Below are 19,821 nucleotides of genomic sequence, written 5' to 3'. Positions count from 1 at the left end.
AGCGGCCCGCGCCGACAATGGCATTGGGAAGATGGCGGGATGGCGCCCACGGTGTTCGGCACCACTTGGCGATCAAGCTGCGAAAGGGCTGTCATGGATTGGAAGCTGGAGCTGGTCCCGGTCCCCGTATCGGACGTCGATAGAGCAATTGCCTTTTATGTTGGGAAGGTCGGCTTTCATCTCGATCACGACCACACCGTAAGCGACGAGATACGTTTCGTGCAATTGACGCCGCCCGGTTCGGCCTGTTCGATTGCCATGGGCAAGGGCCTCGTCGACAGCCCCCCGGGATCCATAAGGGGCCTGCAACTCGTCGTGCCCGATATCGATGAGGCTCACCGGTACCTGGCCGCTCAAGGTATCGAGGTCAGCGATATCAAGGATTTTCCCTGGGGCAGATTTGTCTTCTTTGAGGATCCCGACGGCAACACCTGGTCTGTCCAGCAACTTCCACCTCGCAGCTGAGACGGCACGCTGCGGCAGGGTCGTGCCCCGACACAGATAGCGCGGGATGCACGGTTCAATTCGAACGCATCCCGGCCTAACGCCTCTTCTCGTCGAAGGCGGCATTCCAATTGTGATAAGGCGCGCGATAGGTGGGGGTGCGGTCCTCGACATCGACAAGCGCTTCGAACGGTTTGTGCGGTTCGGCCTGATACCAGAAGGCGACCGACGAAATGTCGTCCGAGCGGCGATTGGCGTGACCGTGCTCGATGGTCACCCGGATGCGTTTGTGGAAGATGACCGGGTCCTCTATGTGCCAGCGATAGAGCGTAACCGGCTCGGTCCAGTTCGGCCCGCCGGCGGCGATGATGCCGTGATAGGGCGCGCTGTAGTCCCGTGTCGGGCACCATGCCGTATTGAAATAATCTTCCGTGCCGGTGCCGTGCAGCGTCGGCGGCCAGGCATCGTTGGCGCCGGGGCCGGTCTCGCCGCGATCGTCGATCAGTTCGGCCTTCGGTCCGATGCGCGGATCGGGCTTGCGCACTGTATCCGGCACGGAAATGCCCGGCTCGCCATCGACGAAGATCATGTCGTCGCCCTCGCCATACCAGTCCCATAGTGCGGAACGCCGCCGCGAATAGACGGAATAGAGTACGCCGACATAGTGGCCATGACCTTCCGCCTCCAGGATGGTGTAGTTGCCGTTCCCGTCGGTGTTTTCCCCGCCAAACAGGACCTGCTCGTTGGCCAGCCCCGTCTCGTCTATGCCGTCAGGTCGCTGCTGCCTGTATTGGGCGTGGAAGCGGCCCAGGCCTTCCTCGAGTTCCTCATGCAGTTCGAGATCGACATAGTAATAGAAAAGCAGGTCGTCCTCAGCCTCATTGGTGACGGTGAAGCGCATGTGGCTGGCAAACGGCATCGGAAAGTAGCAGTTGAAGGCCTTGCCATCCTCTGGACTTGCCTGCACCGGCAGGCTGGCAAAATTGCGGGTGCGGGCATGGCCCATGCCGAAGAAATCGCCGATCGGCGTTTCGATGCTCGGATGTGCCTCACCATCCCAATAGGCGCGCAGTACGATCTTGCGCAGGAACGCCTCGCTCTCGCAGGCGAGCGTCGCCCAGATATGCGTGACGATGCCGGCACCGTCATGCTCGGCAATCACCACCGTCTGGCCGGGTTCAATGTGCAGCCGGTCGTCATTGCCGCCGGTGCGGTCGTAGCTTGAGAACCGGCGGGTTTTGGCGTCGCGCAATTTGGCGAGCCCGCGAAGCGGCGACAGGCCGGCATTATCCATGTGTTTCTCCTCTTGCTTCAGCGGTTATTTCAGGCCGCTTGTCTTGATGGATTCCATGATCTGGCGCTGGAAGATCACGAAGAGGACCAGCATCGGCACGGCGACGATGGTCGAGGCGGCCATGACATAATTCCAGGCGGCGGCGTACTGGCTCTTGAAGTTCGCAATGGCTACCTGCACCACCCAGAGGTTGAGGTCCGATGTGATCGTCAACGGCCACAGGAAAGCGTTCCAGTTGGCGAGGAAGAACAGGATCGCCAGTGCCGACAGGATCGGCCGGCTGAGCGGCAGGATGATGCTCCAATAGATGCGCCAGTAGCCGGCGCCGTCCATGATCGCGGCTTCTTCCAGTTCCCTGGGCAGCGACAGGTAGTATTGCCTGAGCAGAAAGATGCCGAACGCGTTGAAGATCGCCGGAATGATCAGCCCGGCATAGCTGTCCAACATGTGCAGCGTCCGCGTCAAAATGAACAGCGGCACGATGATTACTGGCAGCGACACCAGGAAGGTCGAGAACATGGCGAGGAACAGAATGTCGCGGCCCGGAAAACGCAGCCGTGCGAGCGAATAGCCGGCCATCGAATGGAAGAACAGCGCAGCGACGGTTACTGTGGCCGACACAAAGAACGAATTGAAGAGATAGCGCAGGAACGGCACCTCGGTCAGCACATAGAGGAAATTGCCGAGCGTCGGCCGTTCCGGAATGAGGCTCGGCGTGAAGACGTCGCTCGCCGGCTTGAGCGAGATGACCAGCATCCAGACAAGCGGGAACACCGTCATCAGGCCAAGCGCTGCGGTCGCCAGCATCCAGGCAAGCCTCGCCGCTCGTATCTGCGAACGGCCGGAATGAGTTCGGCCGTCAGTCATGCTCGAAACGTCCGCCGCGCGTCAGCACGAAGAAGAAGACCGTGACCAGCATCAGCGCCAGCACCAGCAGCGATGCCATTGCCGATGCATAGCCGAAGGCGCCGAACTGGAACGCCTGCTTGTAGATGTAGATGATCAGCACCGAGGTCGAATTGACCGGCCCGCCTTTGGTCATCACATAGATCAGGTCGAAGACCTGGCCGCCGGCGACAGCCGCGACGAGCGAGACCAGGAGGACGAAGAAGCTGGTCGGCTTGAGCAAGGGCAAAGTAATGTACCAGAAGCTTGTCACCGGCCCGGCACCGTCGATCTTTGCGGCTTCGTAGTACTCTGCCGGGATGTCCTGGAGCCCGCCGAGGAAGATCAGCATGTAGAAACCCATCAGGAACCAGACGCTGACCAGCACCAGCGTGAACAGCGCCAGATTTGGATCGCCGAGCAGCGAAATTCCGCCGAGACCGACGAGCGGCGCCAGCCGGCTGACGATGCCGACCTTTTCGACCAGCATGAGCTGCCACACGAGCGCCACCACGACCAGGCTGACCATCTGCGGCGCAAAGAACATCGAGCGCATGACCGCGTTGAAGCGGTTGGTCTTCTGCACCAGAAGCGCCAGTCCCAGTCCGGCGACGTAGAGCGCCGGCACCAGCATGACGGCATAGGCTACCGTCACCTTCACGGACGACCAGAACAGCGGGTCGCCCCACATGCGCCTGTAATTGCCGAACCCGACGAACCTGTAGCCGCCGAAGCCGTTGACCTCGAAGAACCCGACTACGAGCGACAGCAGCATCGGTACGCCGACGAACACCAGCAGGCCAAGCGCATCGGGCAGGACGAACAGCCATGCGGCGCAACGCTCCCTTTGCTTGGCGGTGAGGCCGCGGGCGGAATTCGCGCCCGCGGCTGGCGGTTTCATCTGATCCATGCTGGAAAGGGCCTAAAGGATCGGCGCGCCGGAATAGGAAGCGAGGAACGCATCGAGTTGCTGACTGGCCGTCGTCGCCGCCTGCTGGGCATCAACCCCGCCAAGCTGTGCCGACTGGATGGCGTCGGAGATGATCTTGTACGCCTCCGGCGGAACCCGCGGCTCGGCACGCGTTCCCGGGTGGATCTCCTTGGCGAAGGTGCCGAACTTGCCCGTGCTGAAGACATCGGCGCCGGCCTTCAGCGCGCTGTTGCGCGGCGGCATGTCGCTCTTGGCGACCGTGCACCAGTTGACGACACGGTCGATCGAGGCCTGGTCCATCGAGGCCAGCGCCCAGGCGCAGAACTGGGCGGAGGCATCCGGGTTCTTGCCCCCGGCATTGGCGACGAAGGCCCAGCCGCCGCCGACAGTGACGTATTTGCCATTGGCCGGCGTCGGCAATTTGAAGATGCCGTAGGGCACATCCTTGGCGTTGTTGTCCATCGCCGAAATGCCCCAGATGCCGCAGTTCTGCATGGCGCACAGCCCTGCCCCGAGATTGGCGACTATGTCGAAACCACCGCCGACCACTTGACGCGGCGCCACGCCGGTATTGATGGCATCCTGCCAGAGTTTCAGCGCCTGGACGGTGGCCGGCGAATCGAAGGCGCTCTTGCCGTCCTTGCCCTGGAATTCGCCGCCGCCCTGCCACAGGAACGGATACCAGGTGAAGTTCTGGTAATAGCCGGGAGTCGTTTCGAACAGCACGCCGTAGCGGCTGGGCGTCGTCAGCTTTTTGGCGACCGCCAACAGCTCGTCCCAGGTCTTCGGTACGTCGTTCTCGTTGAGCTTTGCATCCTCGAAGGCTTTGACCGAATAGTAGAAGGCCATCGGCTCGACTTCCATCGGCACACCGTAGATCTTGCCGTCCACCATGCGGTTGGCGATGACGCTTTCCGGGAAATCGGCTTGGGCGGCATCCTCGATATGCGGCGTCAGGTCGGCAAGCACGCCGCCATTGTAATAACGCAGGAAATCGCCGGGGCTGATGAGGAAGATGTCAGGACCCTCGCCCGACGCGAAGGCCGTTGCCAGCTTGGAACCGGAGATGTACTCGCTGTTGACGACATATTCGAGCTCGACCTTCTGGTCGTGGCCGTCGTTCCAGTCGGCCACCAGCTTCTCGAACCACTGGACCTGCGGCTTCACGTCTCCGCCAGGCGCATAGAACTGCCAGAATTTCAGCGGCGCTTCCTGAGCGCGCACGGCCATCCTGTTGATGAACGGGAAGCCTGTGAGGCCGGCGGCAGCGAAAGTGGCGCCGCCCTGGATCAGCCGACGGCGATTCAGGCTGGCCAATGGCCGGTCGCGGGTCGTTTTGTCAGTCATCAATTCCTCCCTTGGATGTTGTTCGGTCGAACGTTGGCGAAGGGACCTCCGTTCCCTTTGCCGGCATCTGGCGTCACGCGCTGTCGAATGGGCTCAACGCGCATGGGATCACTTCGGTGCGCGGCGCGCCCTCGACTTTGCCACCCAGCCGTTCGAGCAGCATTTCCGTGGCGCGCTTGGCAAGCATTGTCGGACTGTTGCCGACACAGGTCAGCTTCGGCCTGACATATTCCAGTTGAGGCAGGTCATCGAAGACTGCGATGGCGATATCCTGAGGGATATTGATCCCATGGTCGTAGAATTCGGTCAGCGCACCGGAGGCCATCAGATAATTGGCGAAGAACATCGCCGACGGCAGGTGTCCGCCGTGCTTCTCCCTGAGCCAGGTGACCGCTTCCCGCCCTGACGGGGCAAGATAGCTTCCCTCAAACCGCAGATCGGCGGAGATTGGCACGCCATTGTCGGCGAGCCCTTTTTCGAAACCGGCGGCACGCGCCATCGCCTCCTTGAAAAAGGATGGCCCGGTGACATGGGCGATGCGGCGATGGCCCCTCTTCGCCAGATACTCGCCCATCAGATAGCCGCCGCCGAAATCGTCCAGCTGGACGCTGTCGACAGCATGGTTCGGCAGATGGCCGATGAAGACGGCGGGCAGATCGAGGCTGAGCAGTTCGCTGTGCATGCCGTGCAGCGCGAAGTCGGCAACGATGACGCCGTCGACCCGCTTGCGCCCGATCTGGCGCAAATACTCGCGGCCGTGATCCTGTGAATGTCCGCCCGGCACGTCGGTGTTGAAGATCAGCATGTCGAGGCCGACCACTTCGAGCGTCGACTGCGCCGTTTTCACCAGCTCCGGATAGAACGGGTTGCGGATGTCCGGGATCAGCATCGCGATAATGTTGGTACGGCCGGTGCGCAGGCTCTGCGCCTGCGGGTTCGGGGTGTAGCCGAGTTCGTCGATCGCCGCTTGTACGCGCTCACGCAGCGATTTCGATACCCGGTCCGCATGGTTGATGACATGCGACACGGTCGTGCGCGACACGCCCGCTCGCGTGGCAACTTTGGAAATCGTGCTCATGGTGACAGGCTATGGGCACTTGAATGCATTTGCAAATCGATTTTACCGATGTCTCGCAAATTAGGGCCATCAGGCGATTATACAAATGCCAAAAGAAAAGGCCGGGTTGTTAAGCCCGGCCAAGTGTGAAGGTCTATAACCTCCAGAGGGGAACGCGCCGGACGCAATGGGAGGAGACATCCGACGCAATTCGCATATGGGTCTGCATTGGTGGCGTTTCAACGATGCGGCAGTAGACCAACGGCGTTGCTGCCATAGAGCCAGAAACGCAAAGCATTCGAAGGGGCGGTGGATCGCAGCTGCCAGTTGGACACAAAGGTCGCCGAATGCAGGGCGGGCTCCTGGCATAGGGACTTCAGTCTGTAAGCCTATCGACCAAGGACCCGCACAGCCAAACTTTGGTCCGAGGCTGCTATCGCAAAAGCCCGAAATGCGAGAGTTTCAGGAACTGAGTTCCGAGGAGCCCCGTTGCGATGCCGACTGTTACAGGAGGCCGCCATGGACCCGAGCATTCACCAGGCACGTTGGCTGCTTTTTCCGTTATTTGGCCTGTGTTTCGGGGTCGCGGCCATTGGATTTATTGTTGGCTGACGGTGGAAGTCGGCGCTACCGCGGAGAGACGCAACCAAAGGAAGGCAAAAGACTTGCGCAGTAAATAGTCCCTTCCTGCGCTAGCGAGACCCACCAGTTACCATCGTGGGACTGGTGGGTCTTGACGTTCCGGACGCAAACCATTGTTTTAAGCATCACACGAATTTCGAACAGGAGGCAGTACGACAGAGCCGTATGATTAAGGGGAGTTCCGACATGCGACTGACAAGTTCATTGATGACGACCCGGAAACGAAGGACCGGATCTTCACGAGGACGTCGTGTCGGCATTTCTGTAGTCGCCTTGACCTTCATTCTCGTCGTAAGCCCCTATCGCGTCTTGTTCGATGGATCATCGCAGCCACTCGGCCCGCAGGCTGTCTGGGCCAAAGATGGCGGGAACGGCAACGGCAATGGCGGGAACGGGAATGGGAACGGCAATTCGGGCAATTCGGGTGGAAACTCCGGCAATTCGAACTCGAATGCTGGTGCCGGCAAGGGCAAAGCAAAGTCGCAGGACGACAATCCCCCTGATCCCGCCCCTGCGGTAAACCCCGATAGCAAGCCAAAACTCTTTGTCAACGCATCCACAGGAGACCGGGTCGAGGTGAGCGGCCCGAGCATTGGCGTGGTGCATTCGAATGGACTCAGCGAACGCATCGACAGGGGCCAATACGAAATGCGGGACGCCAAGGGCCGCACCATCATTCGGCGCCTGGCGACGCGTTCCGATCGGGACAGGTTGCTTGAAATGATCGACTGAGGGCCAGTTCACATGGCCGCGCCGTGCGGCAATTTCGGCTCAAGCATGATCGCGAACAGGCGGATGCCGGTGCTCAGTCGCATCGCGCAAGGTCATGGCGGCTTCGGTCCTGTTGCTGACGTTGAGCTTGGCCAGGATTCGCGTCATGTGGTGCTTTATCGTCTTTTCATGCAGGTTCAGCCGAAGCCCGATCCGTTTGTTGCTCAGTCCCGCGGCAACCAGCGTCAGGATCTCCCTTTCACGGCTGGTGAGGTCGGCAAGTCCGTCAGCTTTCGCCGGCTCTTTTGATTGAGCTGACAGATCGGCCAACAGGCGCGCCGACAATTGTGGACAGACATATCGTTCGCCCGACGCTACCGTGCGCAGGATCGCAGCCAACGTCCTCGACCCGACCCCCTTCAGAACATAGCCCCTGGCCCCGCTCTGCAACGCGGTCATCACGTGCTGGTTTTCTTCCGAAACGGTCAGCATCACAATTTTCAGTGCCGGATGCCGCTCAAGGGCCGGTCCGATCACGCCAAGGCCACCTCCAGGAACCGAGATGTCCATCAGCAGAATGTCGGGCCGCTGGTCTTCGATTATCCGCAGGGCATCGTCTCTGCTGCTTCCTTCACCGACGATCTCGAACCCGCCGATCTGATCGAGCGTGCGCACAACGCCTTCCCTGAACAGCGGGTGGTCGTCGACGATGGCGAGCTTGATGGCTACTGTCATGTCTGCCCCATTTCAACGATGTTGAGGGCCATTCTTACGACTGTGCCACTCTGTGAGGAAGTCACGGTAAACTGGCCCCCGAGGCTTTCCACACGCTCGCGCAGCCCTACGAGTCCCAGCCTCTCGGGACGCACGATTTGCGGGTCAAAGCCGGCGCCGGCGTCGGCCACTTCGATACAAACGCGCTCGCCGTCGAAATGTTTCTCGACCGACTGACCTTCACCTCCGGCATGACGGAATCCATTGTTCAGCGCCTCCTGGACGAAGCGGAAGATGCAGATCTTGGCCGCCGGCGACAACGGCGCATGGCCGCCGGTCATCGATAGTGTCACTTTGACGCCGGTTCGTTCTTCGTGCGCCCGTACGGCAAGCTGGAGAATTTCACCCAGTTCGGCATGCTCGATATGCGGCAGGACAAGGCCCTTGCTGATGCTCCTGATCTCGCGCATGGCATCGTCCAGATGTGCTTTGATGGCCAGCAATTCCTGTGCACGCTTCGATTGCGGCGTAGCGGGATCGGCAATGACGGGGCTGTCGATCCCCAGCGCCGCGAGAGCAACCAATTGCGCCGGGCCATCGTGCAAGTCCGCACCGATGCGCCTGAGATAGCGTTCGTTAAGTGCGGTGGCACGCTGCGAGGCACGCTGCACCCGCAGCCTCAACAGTCTGTTTTGCGCAAGCAGATCGGAAAGCTCGGCAATGCGCTGCTTCAACGAGCGGCTCTGCGAACTGATCATGCGGCTGCCACGGAACACGATTGCCGACAGCCCGAGAAAGAAGGCCGCTGTGACGGCGGCAACGTCCAGCCAGGTTCGAATGAGTGCCTGATGCAGGTTTCTTTCAAAATCAGTGGCGACCTCGTAGAATTCTGAAACGGCCACCACTTCCCCCGACCATGGCTGCAGCACCGGATTGTAGATCTCGAGAAGATGCAAGCCGCTGGCCCTTTCGGCCTCGCTGTCCGGATCGTCGAGCTTGTCGAACTCCGAGACCATTTGGCCTGCGAATGCCGCCCGGAGATTGTCGCTGGGTTCAAAGCGCTTGCCGATCAATGTCTTGTCGGTCGAATACAGGATGGTTCCGTCGCGACGCCAGAGCTTGAAGGATTCGAGCCTTGTGCCGAGTGCCCCTTGTCCCAGCGTTTCATCGAGCGCATGGGCGACGCTCTCGTCGAGCACTTCGCTCTTGCGCATATCCGGAAGCAGCGGCGCGATAACGCTGTCCACGTAAAGAGCCGTCGCGGAAGCCGAATTCTGCGTGACCACGGTTTCTATATGGTTCGTGACGGAAATCCCGACCACCACCATGGCTGACAGGGAAAATAGACCGCCCGCGAGCAGGAACTGCGTTGCCAGCGACAGCGCATTCCAACGGTCAACAAGGCTTGTCAGCCTGTGTGGCTTGGTGTTCCGAATGGCCTGCTCGGCAGCACGCCGCACCAGTGGCGCGATTCTGGAGAGCCGGCTAATCCGTTGTCGAACGTCGCTGAAAGACGCCATCCTAGGTGTGTAACCGATCAATCGCGATGGAACTAGGGCCTGATGAGAGGGCGAACAGCGTATCCGGCGCTTTTTTGGGCAAACCGTCTCATTGCGTCGTTCGGTAAAGCTCGGACGCGGCCTGCTTCAGTGCCGCCCGTCCATCCGGCCTCAGATACATCATGTGCCCGCCCTCCAGCACCTCGGTGCGAATGGGCTTTGCGCCGGCAAGCGAAGGAATTTGACCAAGCAGGTAGCGCGAGCCCATGTACGGCGTCACCAGGTCGCTGTAGCCGTTGACGATCAGCACGCCGAGGCTGGGGTTTAGCACGCGCGCCTGTTGAAGGTCGTCCATGACACCCGCATAGCCCTGACGCGTCGCGCTCGTCCCATAGTCCCAATTGCCGCTGACTTCACGGTTGAGAAGCCGATAGCTGATATCCGTGCGGAAGTTCAATTCATCACGCACATAGCCGACGAAAGCGGAGGTGAGCGCCGGCACGCTTCGGTCGAGCACCGGATCGGGACCCTCGACTCCCAGGCTCTCTGGCGCCACGTCCGCTGTCGCGATGTTGCCGTCATAGGCGCTGAGAACATTGCCCTTTGCCCGTGCAAACTCCTTGGCGAACAGCCCTATGGGAATGCGTGCAAAGTGCCGCTGGACGAGATCGAGCGGCAGACCGGTGATTGCGGCGACACGCTGGCTCGCCAGGCGTCCACCCTGCTCCAGCCCACCGGCCAGCGCGGCCAGATAATCGCCGAGCGCATAGCGTTCGACTTCCGCCAGCCGCTCCTGCAGGGCCGGGCCGGAAACGCCTTCGCTGTGTAGGCGCACTGCCGCCAGCGACGGCAGTTCCAGCGCCCAGTGGAGCGGCTGGAACTCGTCCGGGCGCACCAGCGTGAATTCGAGCGCCGGCGAAATCAGCACGACACCACTCGGGCTGATGCCGATGTCTTCCTGAAGCTTCCTGGCGAGCAATGCTGCTCGAAAGCCGCCATAGCTTTCGCCAGCCAGGAAGACAGGCGATGCCGTACGGTTCGTCTGCGCCAGATAGAGTCGGATAAACGCGCCTATCGACGCGGCGTCCTGGCTGACGCCCCAGAAGCTGTGTGCTTCCGTGCCGGGCGCTTCACGGCTGTAACCGGTTCCGACAGGGTCCACAAAGACCAGGTCGGTCATGTCGAGCCAGGTGTCGGGGTTATCGAACAGCCTCTGCGGCGACGGCAGGAAACTTCCATCGGCCGCTGTCGCCAGAACCCGCGGACCGAGCGCGCCGAGATGGAGATAGGCGGAAGCTGCTCCCGGACCGCCATTGAACACGAAGGTGATCGGGCGACGCGGATCCGGTCCCGTTTCTTTCCCTGCGTGCAGAGCATAGGCGACATAGAAAATCTCGGCGGTGATATCGCCTTTGCCGGACGGCAATGACAGCGTACCGGCCTTGGCCTCGTAATCGAGCGTGCGTCCGGCAATGACGATCGAATGATCGGAAGTCTGCGGCGGTGGCAGGAGCGAGAGAACCCCGCCTGTGGGCGGCGGCCGCTGGGCCGTCTCCGCATGACCGAACCCAGTTCCGGCAACCAACAGCAGAAGAGCGAGGGCGATTTCTTGCAGCTTGATAGGCATGACGTCTCCGGAGCAATTGGCTGGAAACTAGCACACCGTCGGCCGAACCAAAGTCACAGCACCGTGCGCCAGTACATCTGACAAGAAGGGGTCGAATTTGGAAATCCAATGCCCAGGCGGAAGATAGGGCGCGAGGGTCACGGCGGCAGCCTAACCTCTTCCAGCAGATGCGTGCGGCGGAATGGCGGACCAACGACTTCGTGAATTTTCTGCCGGTTGACTCGATTGGCCCACTTCCTAGGTTGGCATTCGGGGCTCCCGTGCAATCCGAAGTTGGTATGACATCTTTCCACACCCGAAAGCTTGCCCTTCTCCTTCTATCGGCAAGCGCCACCATCCTGTCTTCCTGCGTCATGCCCGACGACACGTCGAGCACTGCGAAGGAAGACGCCACGGCGGCGGCAGCCCGCAGGGAGATGGTCGGCCTTAGCGAGGCGGACGTTCGAATGTGCGCCGGCTTTCCTACCGCCACTGCCGATGTCGGCAAATCCGGCCAGATCTGGACCTATCAGCGCGTCGTTCAACGCGGCAATCTCAACATTGTCGTTCCGACCGTGGCCATTGGCCCCGTCCCGGCGCTGGGGGGTTCCGTCAACGTCGCCCCCGGCGGCTATTGCAACACGCAAATTCGAATGGTTGACGGTCATGTTGCCGAGGTTGCCTACGCCGGCGACAACAACCTGCCGAACAACCGCGATGCGCTCTGTGTCAGCACGGTAGACGCCTGTGTCGCCTACGCCCGTCAGTATCATCCAGGCAGGACAATGGGCAGATAGCGGGATGAGTGGCATTGCCGCTGATCTGAACGCCTGAGATTTCTGGTTTGCCGGCTAGTATCCTCGATCCCGATCGAGCATCACCGATTTGACCTGACTTTCCCCGCTATCAACCGCCGACCCCATCGCGAATAGTGGAGAAATAGCGGTCGGTTCCGACCTGCCCGCCCTTGAGGGCAATTTCCAGCCCATCGATCGCCTTAATGCTTGAATGCGCCACACAAAGTGGCGAGCCCGGCGATGCCGGCAGCGGCATTCGCACAGTCAGCGCGTCGACGCCCATCTGGGCAAGTGCATGGCTCGACGTGTCGCCGCCGGCGATGACCACGCGCAGTAGCTTCTCTTGAAGCGTCAGTTCGCGGAGAACCTCGCCAAGGCCGTGGCCGAGCTTATGGCGGGCGCCTTCCCGGAGATCGATTTCTGCACCGCGGTCGGCCGCAGGCCCGAGCGCGGTGTAGAGGATGACGCTGCGCCCGGCCCGTAGGCTGGAGCGGCCGGTTGCCACCGCGCGCGCAATCGCGTCGTTCGAAGCCTCAGAAACCAGTTCGACTGGGTCGAGCTCGATCCCGTCGAAGCCGTCGGCCAGAGCATAACGGATCTGTCGTTCCGTCGTCGGCGAGCAGCTCCCCGAGACCACGGCGATCCTGTCGGCAGCGCCCGGCGGCGAAAAGGCGGATTTGGTATCCACGATCCGGTTCGCTGCCCATTCGACCAGCAAGGCATATTCGATGCCTGAAGAGCCGACGACGAAATAACCGCCCGGCTTGCGAGCGCGCCAAATCTCCTTGCCGGCAAGTGCCTGGGTTTCCAGGCTATCGACATCGACAAGCACAATACCTGAGCCATTCTCCACAAGCCGGTCGAATGCTTTCGACCGCGACGCAGACTGCAGCGTCGCCAGGTCGACCAGGCCCGAGGCGAGGCTGGTCTGGCGCGACAGATGGATCAGCAGGTCGGATTCGTCCATCGGCGTGGTCGGATGGCGGCTCATCACGGGATGGCGGTCGATGCGGAAATATTTTTCGCGATAGGCCGCGAACAGATGACCGAAGGCGGTGTAGCGCTTCAGCTGCGGCGCGCCGACCACCAGCGGCACGCCCTCTTGCCGGAAAACCGAGCGGCCGATTTCGATCGCCCGGCCGATGCTGCCGATTGCCGGGCTGGAATCGAAGGTCGAGCAGACCTTGTAGTGGCAGATCTCGGCGTTGACGGTCTTCAGCCAGGCGAAGGCATCTCGCAGATGCGTGTCCATCCACTGCGGCGTCTCGCTGCGGCTGGTGCCGGCCAGCCCAAGGGCGCGGCAATGCGCAAATTGCGAAAGCAGCGCCTCGTCCGGCTGGCGCATGAACAGGACGGTCGGCACGCCGCCGAGCTCGAGCGCCTCCATAACGTCGGTCGAGCCGGTCAGGTCGTCGCCATAGTAACTCAGAAGCAGGTTTTGCATGGCGTCAGGCCGCCTCGCCGCCGCCGAACTTCTCGATCGACCGCGCCAGCTCGACATGGCTCAAGGCATAATCCGCCAACGAAATGTCCTGGACCGCCGCCTGCCAGGCCTGCTGCACGGCCCGCACGCCGGCGCCCGGCCCGTCCGGGTGGCTGACGATGCCACCGCCGCAGAGATAGAGAAGATCGACCGTCCGGCCGGTTCGCTGGAAGGTTTCAGGCGCCTGCCCGCCCCACTGGCCGGAGCCGGCGACCGGCAATGCGCAATCGGCCGGCGAAAAGATCGGCGTGGTCACCGCCTTGAAGGATTCGACGAAGGACCAGTCGGGTTCCCAGTATTTTGAGGCGATGCCGTTGATCTGGAACTGGTCGACGCCGAGCAGGCGCCAGAACTGCTGCCAGACCTTGAAATCCATGCCAAGGCCGGGATGACGGGTGAGAATGTCCCAGCCATTGCGGTGGGCATGGAGCACAAGGCTGGAGCGTTTTCGAAGGTAAGCCATGCCGCCGAAACCGATCGAATTGATATTGACCACCGCGCAATTGCCGCCGGCCTTTGCCACCAGATCGTGGTTTCGCATCATCTCGTCGGGATCGGCATGTGAAATGCCGAAGGCATACATGACCTTCTTACCGGTCTTCTGCTCGTGGTCGAGGATCAGCGGCATGATTGCCCTCACCCGCTCCGACAGCGGCGAATAGGCCGGGCTCATCAGCTTCTCGTCGTCCTTGATGAAGTCGACGCCGGCCGCAATCAGCTCTTGCACCATTGCGGCCGTCTCGTACGGGCGGAGTCCCAGCGCCGGCTTGACGATGGTCCCGATGATCGGACGATCCACGACACCGGTCAGCCTGCGGCTGCCCGTGACGCCGAATTGCGGGCCCGGATGCGCGCCCCGGTACTCCTCGGGTAGCCTCATGTCGACGACACGAATGCCGGACAGGCCCTTGATCGAAAAGGTGCCGCCGATGACGATGGTCATCAGCGCCGACAGGTCGGTGCCGATGGCGTCCAGCGGAAAGGCGATGTCGACGTCGGCGCGCTTGACCGGGCCGTTGCGCGCTTCGGGACCGGTTTCGGGAAGGGACGGCCGATCCGCATCCGGCAGATGCCGTATCGCCAGGACTCGCGCTGCGACCCTGGCCTTGAGCTCTTCGGTCTCGCCGGCCAGCGCGACGAAGGTTCCGGTCGACTGGTCGCTTGCGATCTTGGCCGCCAGCGCCTCGATATTGCCCGGCGTTTCGATGCGATAGGTGAGAACAATCATATTCGCGCGGCCTGCCGGGTGGTTCGAAAAAGGTTCCTTGGCCCTTGAAATCTGGTATAATGAGTACATAAGCTTTGCAAGCCCTATCCGGCTTGGCGGTAAGGGCGAGCCGGCAGCAGGCGTTCCGGAATTCACGGCGGAAATGCTAGATAGGGGCCGGTCAAAGGAGTGATTCGCGACGATGAACCGTTCGGAGCCGATCGTCCGGCGCAAGCTTTCCGACGAAGTATTCTTGAGACTGAAGCGCCTGATCACCAGCGGCGAATTGCTGCCGGGTGACGACATGCCGTCGGAGCGCGAATTGATGGAGCGCTTCGAGGTCGGCAGGCCGGCGATCCGCGAGGCAATGCAGGCGTTGAGCAATATGGGCCTTGTCGCGATCTCGCATGGCGAGCGGGCGAAAGTGCTGCAGCTGACCGCCAAGTCGATCATCAAACAGGTCGACGGTGCCGCCAAGATCATCCTGTCGTCGTCGAAGGACACGCTGGAGCACCTCAAGAACGCGCGTATCTTCTTCGAGCGCGGCATGGTCAGGGAAGCCGCGGAGAAGGCAACCGCCGAGGACGTGCAGCGGTTGCGGGCAACGGTTGCCGAGCAGCGCAGCCATCGTGGCGACTCGGAAGCCTTTATATCCGCCGACATGAAATTCCACACCCAGATCGCGGCAATATCCGGCAATCCGATCTATGTCGCCGTCAGCGAGGCAATGCTTGGCTGGCTAAAGGAATACCACACCGAAATGCTGATCTGGACTGGCAAGGAAAAGTTCACGCTGACCGAGCACGAAGAGATCATCGGACGCATCGAGGCCAAGGATGCGGATGGCGCCGAGAAGGCGATGATCAAGCACCTCGAACGCTCGCGTGCGCTTTACGTGATGAACTCCGGCAGCTGAAAATCAAGAGCAAGGTCCCGACCGCAGCGGCCGGCACCTTGCTCTCGGCCTACTGACTGACCACAGATCAGCCTGAGCCCGGACCGACGCAGTTTTCTGTTGCGTCTGAATCCGATGTATGTGCCGCGTGTTTTCATTCAACGATTTCAGCATTTGCATCTTCCCAGCCATGGATTTCCGCGGCCCGCTTTCGTCAGCAAGCCCGCATAGGCCCTCCTGGAGGCGCCGCGCTTGTTCTGGGATTGGCAATTCTTGCAAAGACTATGCTAGGCTTGCCATCCGAGAACGATACTGGAGTACCGCAATGGCTGACAGGGGCCTCCACGTTGTGATCTGGCTGCCGTCGAATTTCTATTCGGCCGTCGTCTCGACGCTCGTGGAAATGTTTCAGCTTGTGAATGACGTCTGCCGTTCGCAGGTTCTCTCCTGTGAGTTCGTTTCAAGGAGCGCGCCGTCGGCATCGAGCACCGGAATTTCCTTCCCGACAAAGGCTCAACCATCCCGGAAAATGGATGTCCTGATTCTCATTGCCATGCCGGGTGTCGAGATTCCGGAGCTTCTGCGCTCGCTCGACGAGGAGAGTGAGCATTCAAAACCGCTGATCGCGCTCGCGCAGCAGCAGGACGCAATCATCGCAGCACATTGCGGCGCGTGTTATCTGCTCGCCACTTCGGGATTGTTGGACGGCAAGCGCGCAACGATATCCTGGTGGCTGAAGAACGAGGCAAGCCGCCGGTTTCCGCAAGTGCGATGGGACGCTTCCCGCCTGCTCATTCGCCAGGACCGCCTTTACACATGTGGAGGCGGGTTTTCCGGACTCGAACTCGCCAGGGCTTTGCTGATCGATCTGGGCTTCGAGAAGGAAGAACGGATCATTCGAAAACTTCTGGTTCTTCCTCCGCCGCGCAAATTCCAGAGTCCCTACGAATTTCCTCTCGACAAAATTTCGAACGACGCCAGCCCATTCGAGAACAAGCTGCGCGAGCTCTCGAAAGACAAGATGTCAGAAATCGATTTGAAATTTCTTGCAACCGAATTGGCAATGTCTTCGCGAACCCTGTCTCGCAGGTTTTTCGACGAGCTCCAGACAACGCCGGGAAAATGGATCCAGGAAAGGCGGCTGGAGTTGGCAAGGTCCATGCTTGAGGAAACGAAACTGAGCGTCTCAGAAATCTGCTATCGGGTGGGATATCAGGACGTCGCTTCGTTCAGCCGTCTTTTTTCCAAGACAACTGGAATGGCACCAGGCGAGTTTCGAAAGCAAGTCCGGTGACAAGTCGGCAGCGGAAGTGCTGCGGCTACGGGCAACCGCTGCGGAACTGCGGCGATTCATGAACCCCGGCGTGACTTCAGCCAATCCGGACGATTGCGTAGGGCGTCATGACAAGACGGTCTCGGCCCGACGCGTCGCGCTGAATCTGGCGTGACGTTCGTCCATCCCAGATATTCAGAAAACCCTGATCGGAACCGAGCCCGGAAACATCGACTGGAAGGTCGTCCGGAGTAAGGTTCGCCAGCCAGACGATGATCTTGCCTGTCTGGGAGTGGCCGGCCAGTGCCAGCACCCGCGTCTCATCGGTCGTTGTCGCCGCCACATGCGCATGGCCGGCCAGATCGCAAAGTCCTTTCACCGCGTGGAAAATCGGCCGGGGTGTACCTTCTTTGACAGGTTCGCCCGACGAGGCCAGCACGCCGAGTGGTCCGGTGAAGCTGCAGAGCGTCAGCATTTCGAGCCCGGCCGGCGCGACGCGCGCCGCATAGCCGATCGTCCATGCGGCCCCGAACAGCCCGGCATGGCGAGGGTCGCGGTCGGCCATGGCAATGCGCTGACTGTCAGGATTAGCCTTGGTCGCGCCGCCATAAGGGTTCTGGCGCATGGCAATGGTCGACGGCCCGACCCGATAAGGTATTGTTCCGAAGATCGTTCGTACTGACGCCGTGATGAAAGGCAATGCTTCCAGCGATTGCATGACGCTGAGATCGTCGGCGGCGTGCACGATCGGGCAGGTGCAATGCGTGACGAAATCGAGCGGGTCGGCCGGCACACGCTTGCGATTGAGTTCGGTGAAATAGCTGAACATGCCGCCGCCGAGGCGGCTGTCGGGAAAGGAGCGCCGCGCCGCGGCGTAGACGTCTTCGAGCGGCGGGCAGTGCGGCCACGCGCTGCCCGGTGGCGTCGACTGCCGGTCGACCGAGGGCGAGACGGCAATGGCCGAAAGCTTGAGCCCGGCCTGGCGCACCCTGTCGGCGACGCCTGAAAGCTCGGCGTCGAGATCGCCGTCGCCGGCAATGACACATTCGAGCGTTGTCCGGACCGGATAGGCGGCGGCGAGCCGGGCGTAGGATCGCAAGGCGTCGAGCCCATGGCCACGCGTCGGGTCGTAGTGGAACATCAATTGCTGCGGACCAAGCTCGCACAGCATCGGCAGCTTGCCCAGCGCCGCCTCGACCTCATCCGGGTAGATGATCACGCCAACATCCGGCAGCGCCGGTCCGGCTTGGCCGAGCGTGACGCGAATTGGTTCCGCGATTGCCGCAGCGGCCGGCACTTTCCCGCGACCCTCTATCCGCAAACTAGTGGTCTGGCGGAAGGTCTTGCCGGCAGGCAGCACATAGGGCCATGGCAGCGCGAGCGGCCGGACATAGGTCTTGTAGGAGGCATCCGACCAGTTGCGCTGGTCCTCCATCTCGAAAATGTCGCCTTGCATCCGGCATTCGGCGGTGACGCCCGGCCGGACCTCATAGGTGATCGCCCGCAGATCCTTGAAAGGCTGCCAGGGATCGATCAGCTCCGGAAGCCGCGTCGCGACCACGCTGCCATCGGTATGCTCGACCGTGACCGGGCTGCCGGCCAGCCCGGCAATTGGATGCAGGATGCAGAAGCCGCAGCGATTGGTCTCGAAATCGTTGTCGGGAAGAGCGCTCACGTCGAAGATCAGCTGGCCATCGGCCGAGCCCTTGATGGTCGCACGGAAGTCGAGCCGGCTTCCCTCTGGTCCGAAGCAACCTGCCGAATAGCTGACGAAGAAAGCGTCATCGCCCTGGTCGATGATTAAATCGGTGAGCGCCGGCTCGTAGGTGCCCCAGTCGCGATCCCTGACGATGAAGGCGACGGCGCGCAGAACCTCGGTGCCGCCATGCCGGATGGTGCGCAGATTGCCGTTGACGAAGTCCGCCGTCAGCGCGCCGGCGCGCAGCCTGACCGGTTCGGCTTCAACGGCACGTGTGCCGTAGAGGAGGAAGGCGTCGGCTGTCATTTCAGCAAGGCGTCGAGTTGCACCGGCTCCCGGCTTGCGGCGCCAGCGTACGCAGCCTCGACCAGCGCTAGTGTCTTGAGGTTGTCCGCGCCCGAGGTCGCGGGCTCGGTTCCCTTGGTCAGGCAGTCGACCCAATGCTTTTGAATGGCGACGACGCTTTCCTGGATGTTGTGCCACGGCCGTGATGCCCAGGCCAGCAGCGGCGGCGAGACGTCGCTCACAGCTGTCCCGCTCCTGCCGGTGACGGTGAGGCGGTAGCCCTGCGCCAGCCGGATCGTGCCGTCGCTGCCGTCGATCTCGATCAGCGTCTCGGGGAACGGCTCTGTCGCGAGCCTGCTGGCGTAGCTGCAGTCGACCACGGAAGTGGCTCCGCCCGTGTGGTCCATCAGCATCGTCGCAACGTCCTCCCCGGCAATGCCGGGATTGATGCGCGCCGTTCGCGCAGTGACGGTCGAGACGTCGCCCAGCAGGAAGCGGGCTATGTCGAGGATGTGGATACCCAGATCCTCGATGATGAAGCGCTTTCCCGTCGCCAGATAAGGCTGGCCGGAAAACACGTCATAGGCAGAGCGGAACGAGATCCGTCCGAAAAAGGGGGTGCCGATTTCGCCGCTGTCGAGCACGGTACGCACCGCCTGGATCGGCGACTGCCAGCGAAAATTCTCATGCACCATCAGCGGCACGCCGGCGTCAGCACAGGCCTTTACCATCGCCTTGGCGTCGGCAAGCGTCGGCGCAAACGGTTTTTGGCAGATTGCCGGAACGCCGTGCTGCGCCGCCATCTCCACGAGCATTCTGTGGCTTGGTGCCGTGGTGGCGATGTCGACGAAATCCAGCCTTTCGCCGGCAAACAGCGCTGCCGCGTCGGTATAGCGCCGTGCGACCCCGAACTGGTCGCCAATGATCCGTAGCCGGTCCGGATCGCGGTCGCAGATGGCGGTGATCGAGGCGCCCTCTATATCGCGCCAGGCATGCATCTGGTTGATGGCAAAGAAGCCGCAGCCGATCAGCGCTCCACGCAGTTCCGCCAT

General features: G+C 61.5%; 17 protein-coding genes. 5 read left to right on the top strand and 12 right to left on the bottom strand.

Translation table 11 applies throughout. The features are described 5' to 3' along the window. The first annotated feature begins 39 nt into the window (after nt 1-39). Nucleotides 40-465: a VOC family protein gene (locus NKH99_RS04425; RefSeq protein ID WP_352469607.1), complete on the top strand. Its 426-nt coding sequence runs from the start codon at nt 40-42 to the stop codon at nt 463-465. Nucleotides 466-541: 76 nt separating this feature from the next. Here NKH99_RS04425 and NKH99_RS04420 read toward each other — a convergent pair whose 3' ends face one another. The 5 genes from NKH99_RS04420 to NKH99_RS04400 all read right to left on the bottom strand — a co-directional run bounded on the left by NKH99_RS04420 (nt 542) and on the right by NKH99_RS04400 (nt 5,979). Further along, entirely contained in the window at nt 542-1,738 is a 1,197-nt protein-coding gene (locus tag NKH99_RS04420; protein WP_353012826.1) for a glycoside hydrolase family 172 protein, read from the bottom strand. 24 nt (nt 1,739-1,762) lie between these two features. Then, nucleotides 1,763-2,605, bottom strand: coding sequence for a carbohydrate ABC transporter permease (locus NKH99_RS04415; RefSeq protein WP_352682611.1), 843 nt, complete (start codon nt 2,603-2,605; stop codon nt 1,763-1,765). After that, entirely contained in the window at nt 2,598-3,524 is a 927-nt protein-coding gene (locus NKH99_RS04410; RefSeq protein ID WP_031211400.1) for a carbohydrate ABC transporter permease, read from the bottom strand. Before NKH99_RS04410 ends, NKH99_RS04415 begins: the two co-directional genes overlap by 8 nt. Nucleotides 3,525-3,545: 21 nt before the next feature. After that, entirely contained in the window at nt 3,546-4,901 is a 1,356-nt protein-coding gene (locus tag NKH99_RS04405; RefSeq protein ID WP_352682609.1) for an ABC transporter substrate-binding protein, read from the bottom strand. A 73-nt stretch (nt 4,902-4,974) separates the two neighbouring features. Beyond that, nucleotides 4,975-5,979, bottom strand: a complete 1,005-nt coding sequence (locus NKH99_RS04400) for a LacI family DNA-binding transcriptional regulator (protein ID WP_352469815.1) — start codon at nt 5,977-5,979, stop codon at nt 4,975-4,977. Nucleotides 5,980-6,873: 894 nt separating this feature from the next. Between NKH99_RS04400 and NKH99_RS04395 the strand changes: the two genes are divergently transcribed. Then, nucleotides 6,874-7,332 (top strand): hypothetical protein, encoded by a 459-nt coding sequence (locus tag NKH99_RS04395; protein WP_352682607.1) that lies wholly within the window; start codon nt 6,874-6,876, stop codon nt 7,330-7,332. Nucleotides 7,333-7,371: 39 nt separating this feature from the next. Here the strand turns inward: NKH99_RS04395 and NKH99_RS04390 are convergent, their stop codons facing one another. The 3 genes from NKH99_RS04390 to NKH99_RS04380 all read right to left on the bottom strand — a co-directional run bounded on the left by NKH99_RS04390 (nt 7,372) and on the right by NKH99_RS04380 (nt 11,151). Further along, nucleotides 7,372-8,046 carry a LuxR C-terminal-related transcriptional regulator gene (locus NKH99_RS04390; RefSeq protein ID WP_352682605.1) on the bottom strand — a complete coding sequence of 225 codons (675 nt, stop codon included), beginning with the start codon at nt 8,044-8,046 and terminating at the stop codon, nt 7,372-7,374. Next, entirely contained in the window at nt 8,043-9,485 is a 1,443-nt protein-coding gene (locus NKH99_RS04385) for a sensor histidine kinase (protein WP_352682603.1), read from the bottom strand. The genes NKH99_RS04390 and NKH99_RS04385 overlap by 4 nt, the downstream gene beginning before the upstream one ends. A 148-nt stretch (nt 9,486-9,633) precedes the next feature. Then, complete coding sequence (locus NKH99_RS04380; protein WP_352469598.1) at nt 9,634-11,151, bottom strand: S10 family peptidase; 1,518 nt, start codon at nt 11,149-11,151, stop codon at nt 9,634-9,636. 278 nt (nt 11,152-11,429) lie between these two features. Between NKH99_RS04380 and NKH99_RS04375 the strand changes: the two genes are divergently transcribed. After that, complete coding sequence (locus NKH99_RS04375; RefSeq protein WP_352682601.1) at nt 11,430-11,927, top strand: hypothetical protein; 498 nt, start codon at nt 11,430-11,432, stop codon at nt 11,925-11,927. 109 nt (nt 11,928-12,036) lie between these two features. Here the strand turns inward: NKH99_RS04375 and NKH99_RS04370 are convergent, their stop codons facing one another. Together NKH99_RS04370 and oiaX are read right to left on the bottom strand one after the other, a co-directional pair. After that, nucleotides 12,037-13,371, bottom strand: coding sequence for a four-carbon acid sugar kinase family protein (locus NKH99_RS04370; protein WP_352682599.1), 1,335 nt, complete (start codon nt 13,369-13,371; stop codon nt 12,037-12,039). A gap of 4 nt (nt 13,372-13,375) precedes the next feature. Continuing rightward, nucleotides 13,376-14,638: a 3-oxo-isoapionate-4-phosphate decarboxylase OiaX gene (oiaX, locus tag NKH99_RS04365; RefSeq protein WP_352469595.1), complete on the bottom strand. Its 1,263-nt coding sequence runs from the start codon at nt 14,636-14,638 to the stop codon at nt 13,376-13,378. Between the two features lie 181 nt (nt 14,639-14,819). On the opposite strand from oiaX, the gene NKH99_RS04360 reads away from it, so the two are divergent. Together NKH99_RS04360 and NKH99_RS04355 are read left to right on the top strand one after the other, a co-directional pair. Then, on the top strand, nt 14,820-15,533 hold the full coding sequence (locus NKH99_RS04360) for a transcriptional regulator NanR (protein WP_292663135.1): 714 nt from the start codon (nt 14,820-14,822) through the stop codon (nt 15,531-15,533). Between the two features lie 304 nt (nt 15,534-15,837). Continuing rightward, the gene (locus NKH99_RS04355; RefSeq protein WP_352469593.1) at nt 15,838-16,806 is read left to right on the top strand and encodes a GlxA family transcriptional regulator; all 969 of its coding nucleotides are present in this window, start codon (nt 15,838-15,840) and stop codon (nt 16,804-16,806) included. Between the two features lie 76 nt (nt 16,807-16,882). Here NKH99_RS04355 and apnL read toward each other — a convergent pair whose 3' ends face one another. Next, entirely contained in the window at nt 16,883-18,790 is a 1,908-nt protein-coding gene (gene apnL, locus NKH99_RS04350) for a D-apionate lactonase (protein ID WP_353012820.1), read from the bottom strand. Beyond that, on the bottom strand, nt 18,787-19,821 hold the full coding sequence (locus tag NKH99_RS04345) for a Gfo/Idh/MocA family protein (RefSeq protein ID WP_352926817.1): 1,035 nt from the start codon (nt 19,819-19,821) through the stop codon (nt 18,787-18,789). The genes apnL and NKH99_RS04345 overlap by 4 nt, the downstream gene beginning before the upstream one ends.

It is taken from the genome of Mesorhizobium sp. M0854 (assembly GCF_040319815.1).
In the GTDB taxonomy this organism is placed as follows: Bacteria; Pseudomonadota; Alphaproteobacteria; order Rhizobiales; family Rhizobiaceae; genus Mesorhizobium.
Note: the sequence above shows the minus strand (reverse complement) of the source record. Positions and strands in the feature narration are given on the sequence as shown.

Coding starts and splice junctions, on each gene's coding strand:
- NKH99_RS04375 (WP_352682601.1), top strand. CDS start 11,430: ATGACATCTTTCCACACCCGAAAGCTTGCCCTTCTCCTTCTATCGGCA.
- NKH99_RS04360 (WP_292663135.1), top strand. CDS start 14,820: ATGAACCGTTCGGAGCCGATCGTCCGGCGCAAGCTTTCCGACGAAGTA.
- oiaX (WP_352469595.1), bottom strand. CDS start 14,638: ATGATTGTTCTCACCTATCGCATCGAAACGCCGGGCAATATCGAGGCG.
- NKH99_RS04390 (WP_352682605.1), bottom strand. CDS start 8,046: ATGACAGTAGCCATCAAGCTCGCCATCGTCGACGACCACCCGCTGTTC.
- NKH99_RS04380 (WP_352469598.1), bottom strand. CDS start 11,151: ATGCCTATCAAGCTGCAAGAAATCGCCCTCGCTCTTCTGCTGTTGGTT.
- NKH99_RS04415 (WP_352682611.1), bottom strand. CDS start 2,605: ATGACTGACGGCCGAACTCATTCCGGCCGTTCGCAGATACGAGCGGCG.
- NKH99_RS04400 (WP_352469815.1), bottom strand. CDS start 5,979: ATGAGCACGATTTCCAAAGTTGCCACGCGAGCGGGCGTGTCGCGCACG.
- NKH99_RS04410 (WP_031211400.1), bottom strand. CDS start 3,524: ATGAAACCGCCAGCCGCGGGCGCGAATTCCGCCCGCGGCCTCACCGCC.
- NKH99_RS04420 (WP_353012826.1), bottom strand. CDS start 1,738: ATGGATAATGCCGGCCTGTCGCCGCTTCGCGGGCTCGCCAAATTGCGC.
- NKH99_RS04405 (WP_352682609.1), bottom strand. CDS start 4,901: ATGACTGACAAAACGACCCGCGACCGGCCATTGGCCAGCCTGAATCGC.
- NKH99_RS04355 (WP_352469593.1), top strand. CDS start 15,838: ATGGCTGACAGGGGCCTCCACGTTGTGATCTGGCTGCCGTCGAATTTC.
- apnL (WP_353012820.1), bottom strand. CDS start 18,790: ATGACAGCCGACGCCTTCCTCCTCTACGGCACACGTGCCGTTGAAGCC.
- NKH99_RS04345 (WP_352926817.1), bottom strand. CDS start 19,821: ATGGCGGAACTGCGTGGAGCGCTGATCGGCTGCGGCTTCTTTGCCATC.
- NKH99_RS04370 (WP_352682599.1), bottom strand. CDS start 13,371: ATGCAAAACCTGCTTCTGAGTTACTATGGCGACGACCTGACCGGCTCG.
- NKH99_RS04425 (WP_352469607.1), top strand. CDS start 40: ATGGCGCCCACGGTGTTCGGCACCACTTGGCGATCAAGCTGCGAAAGG.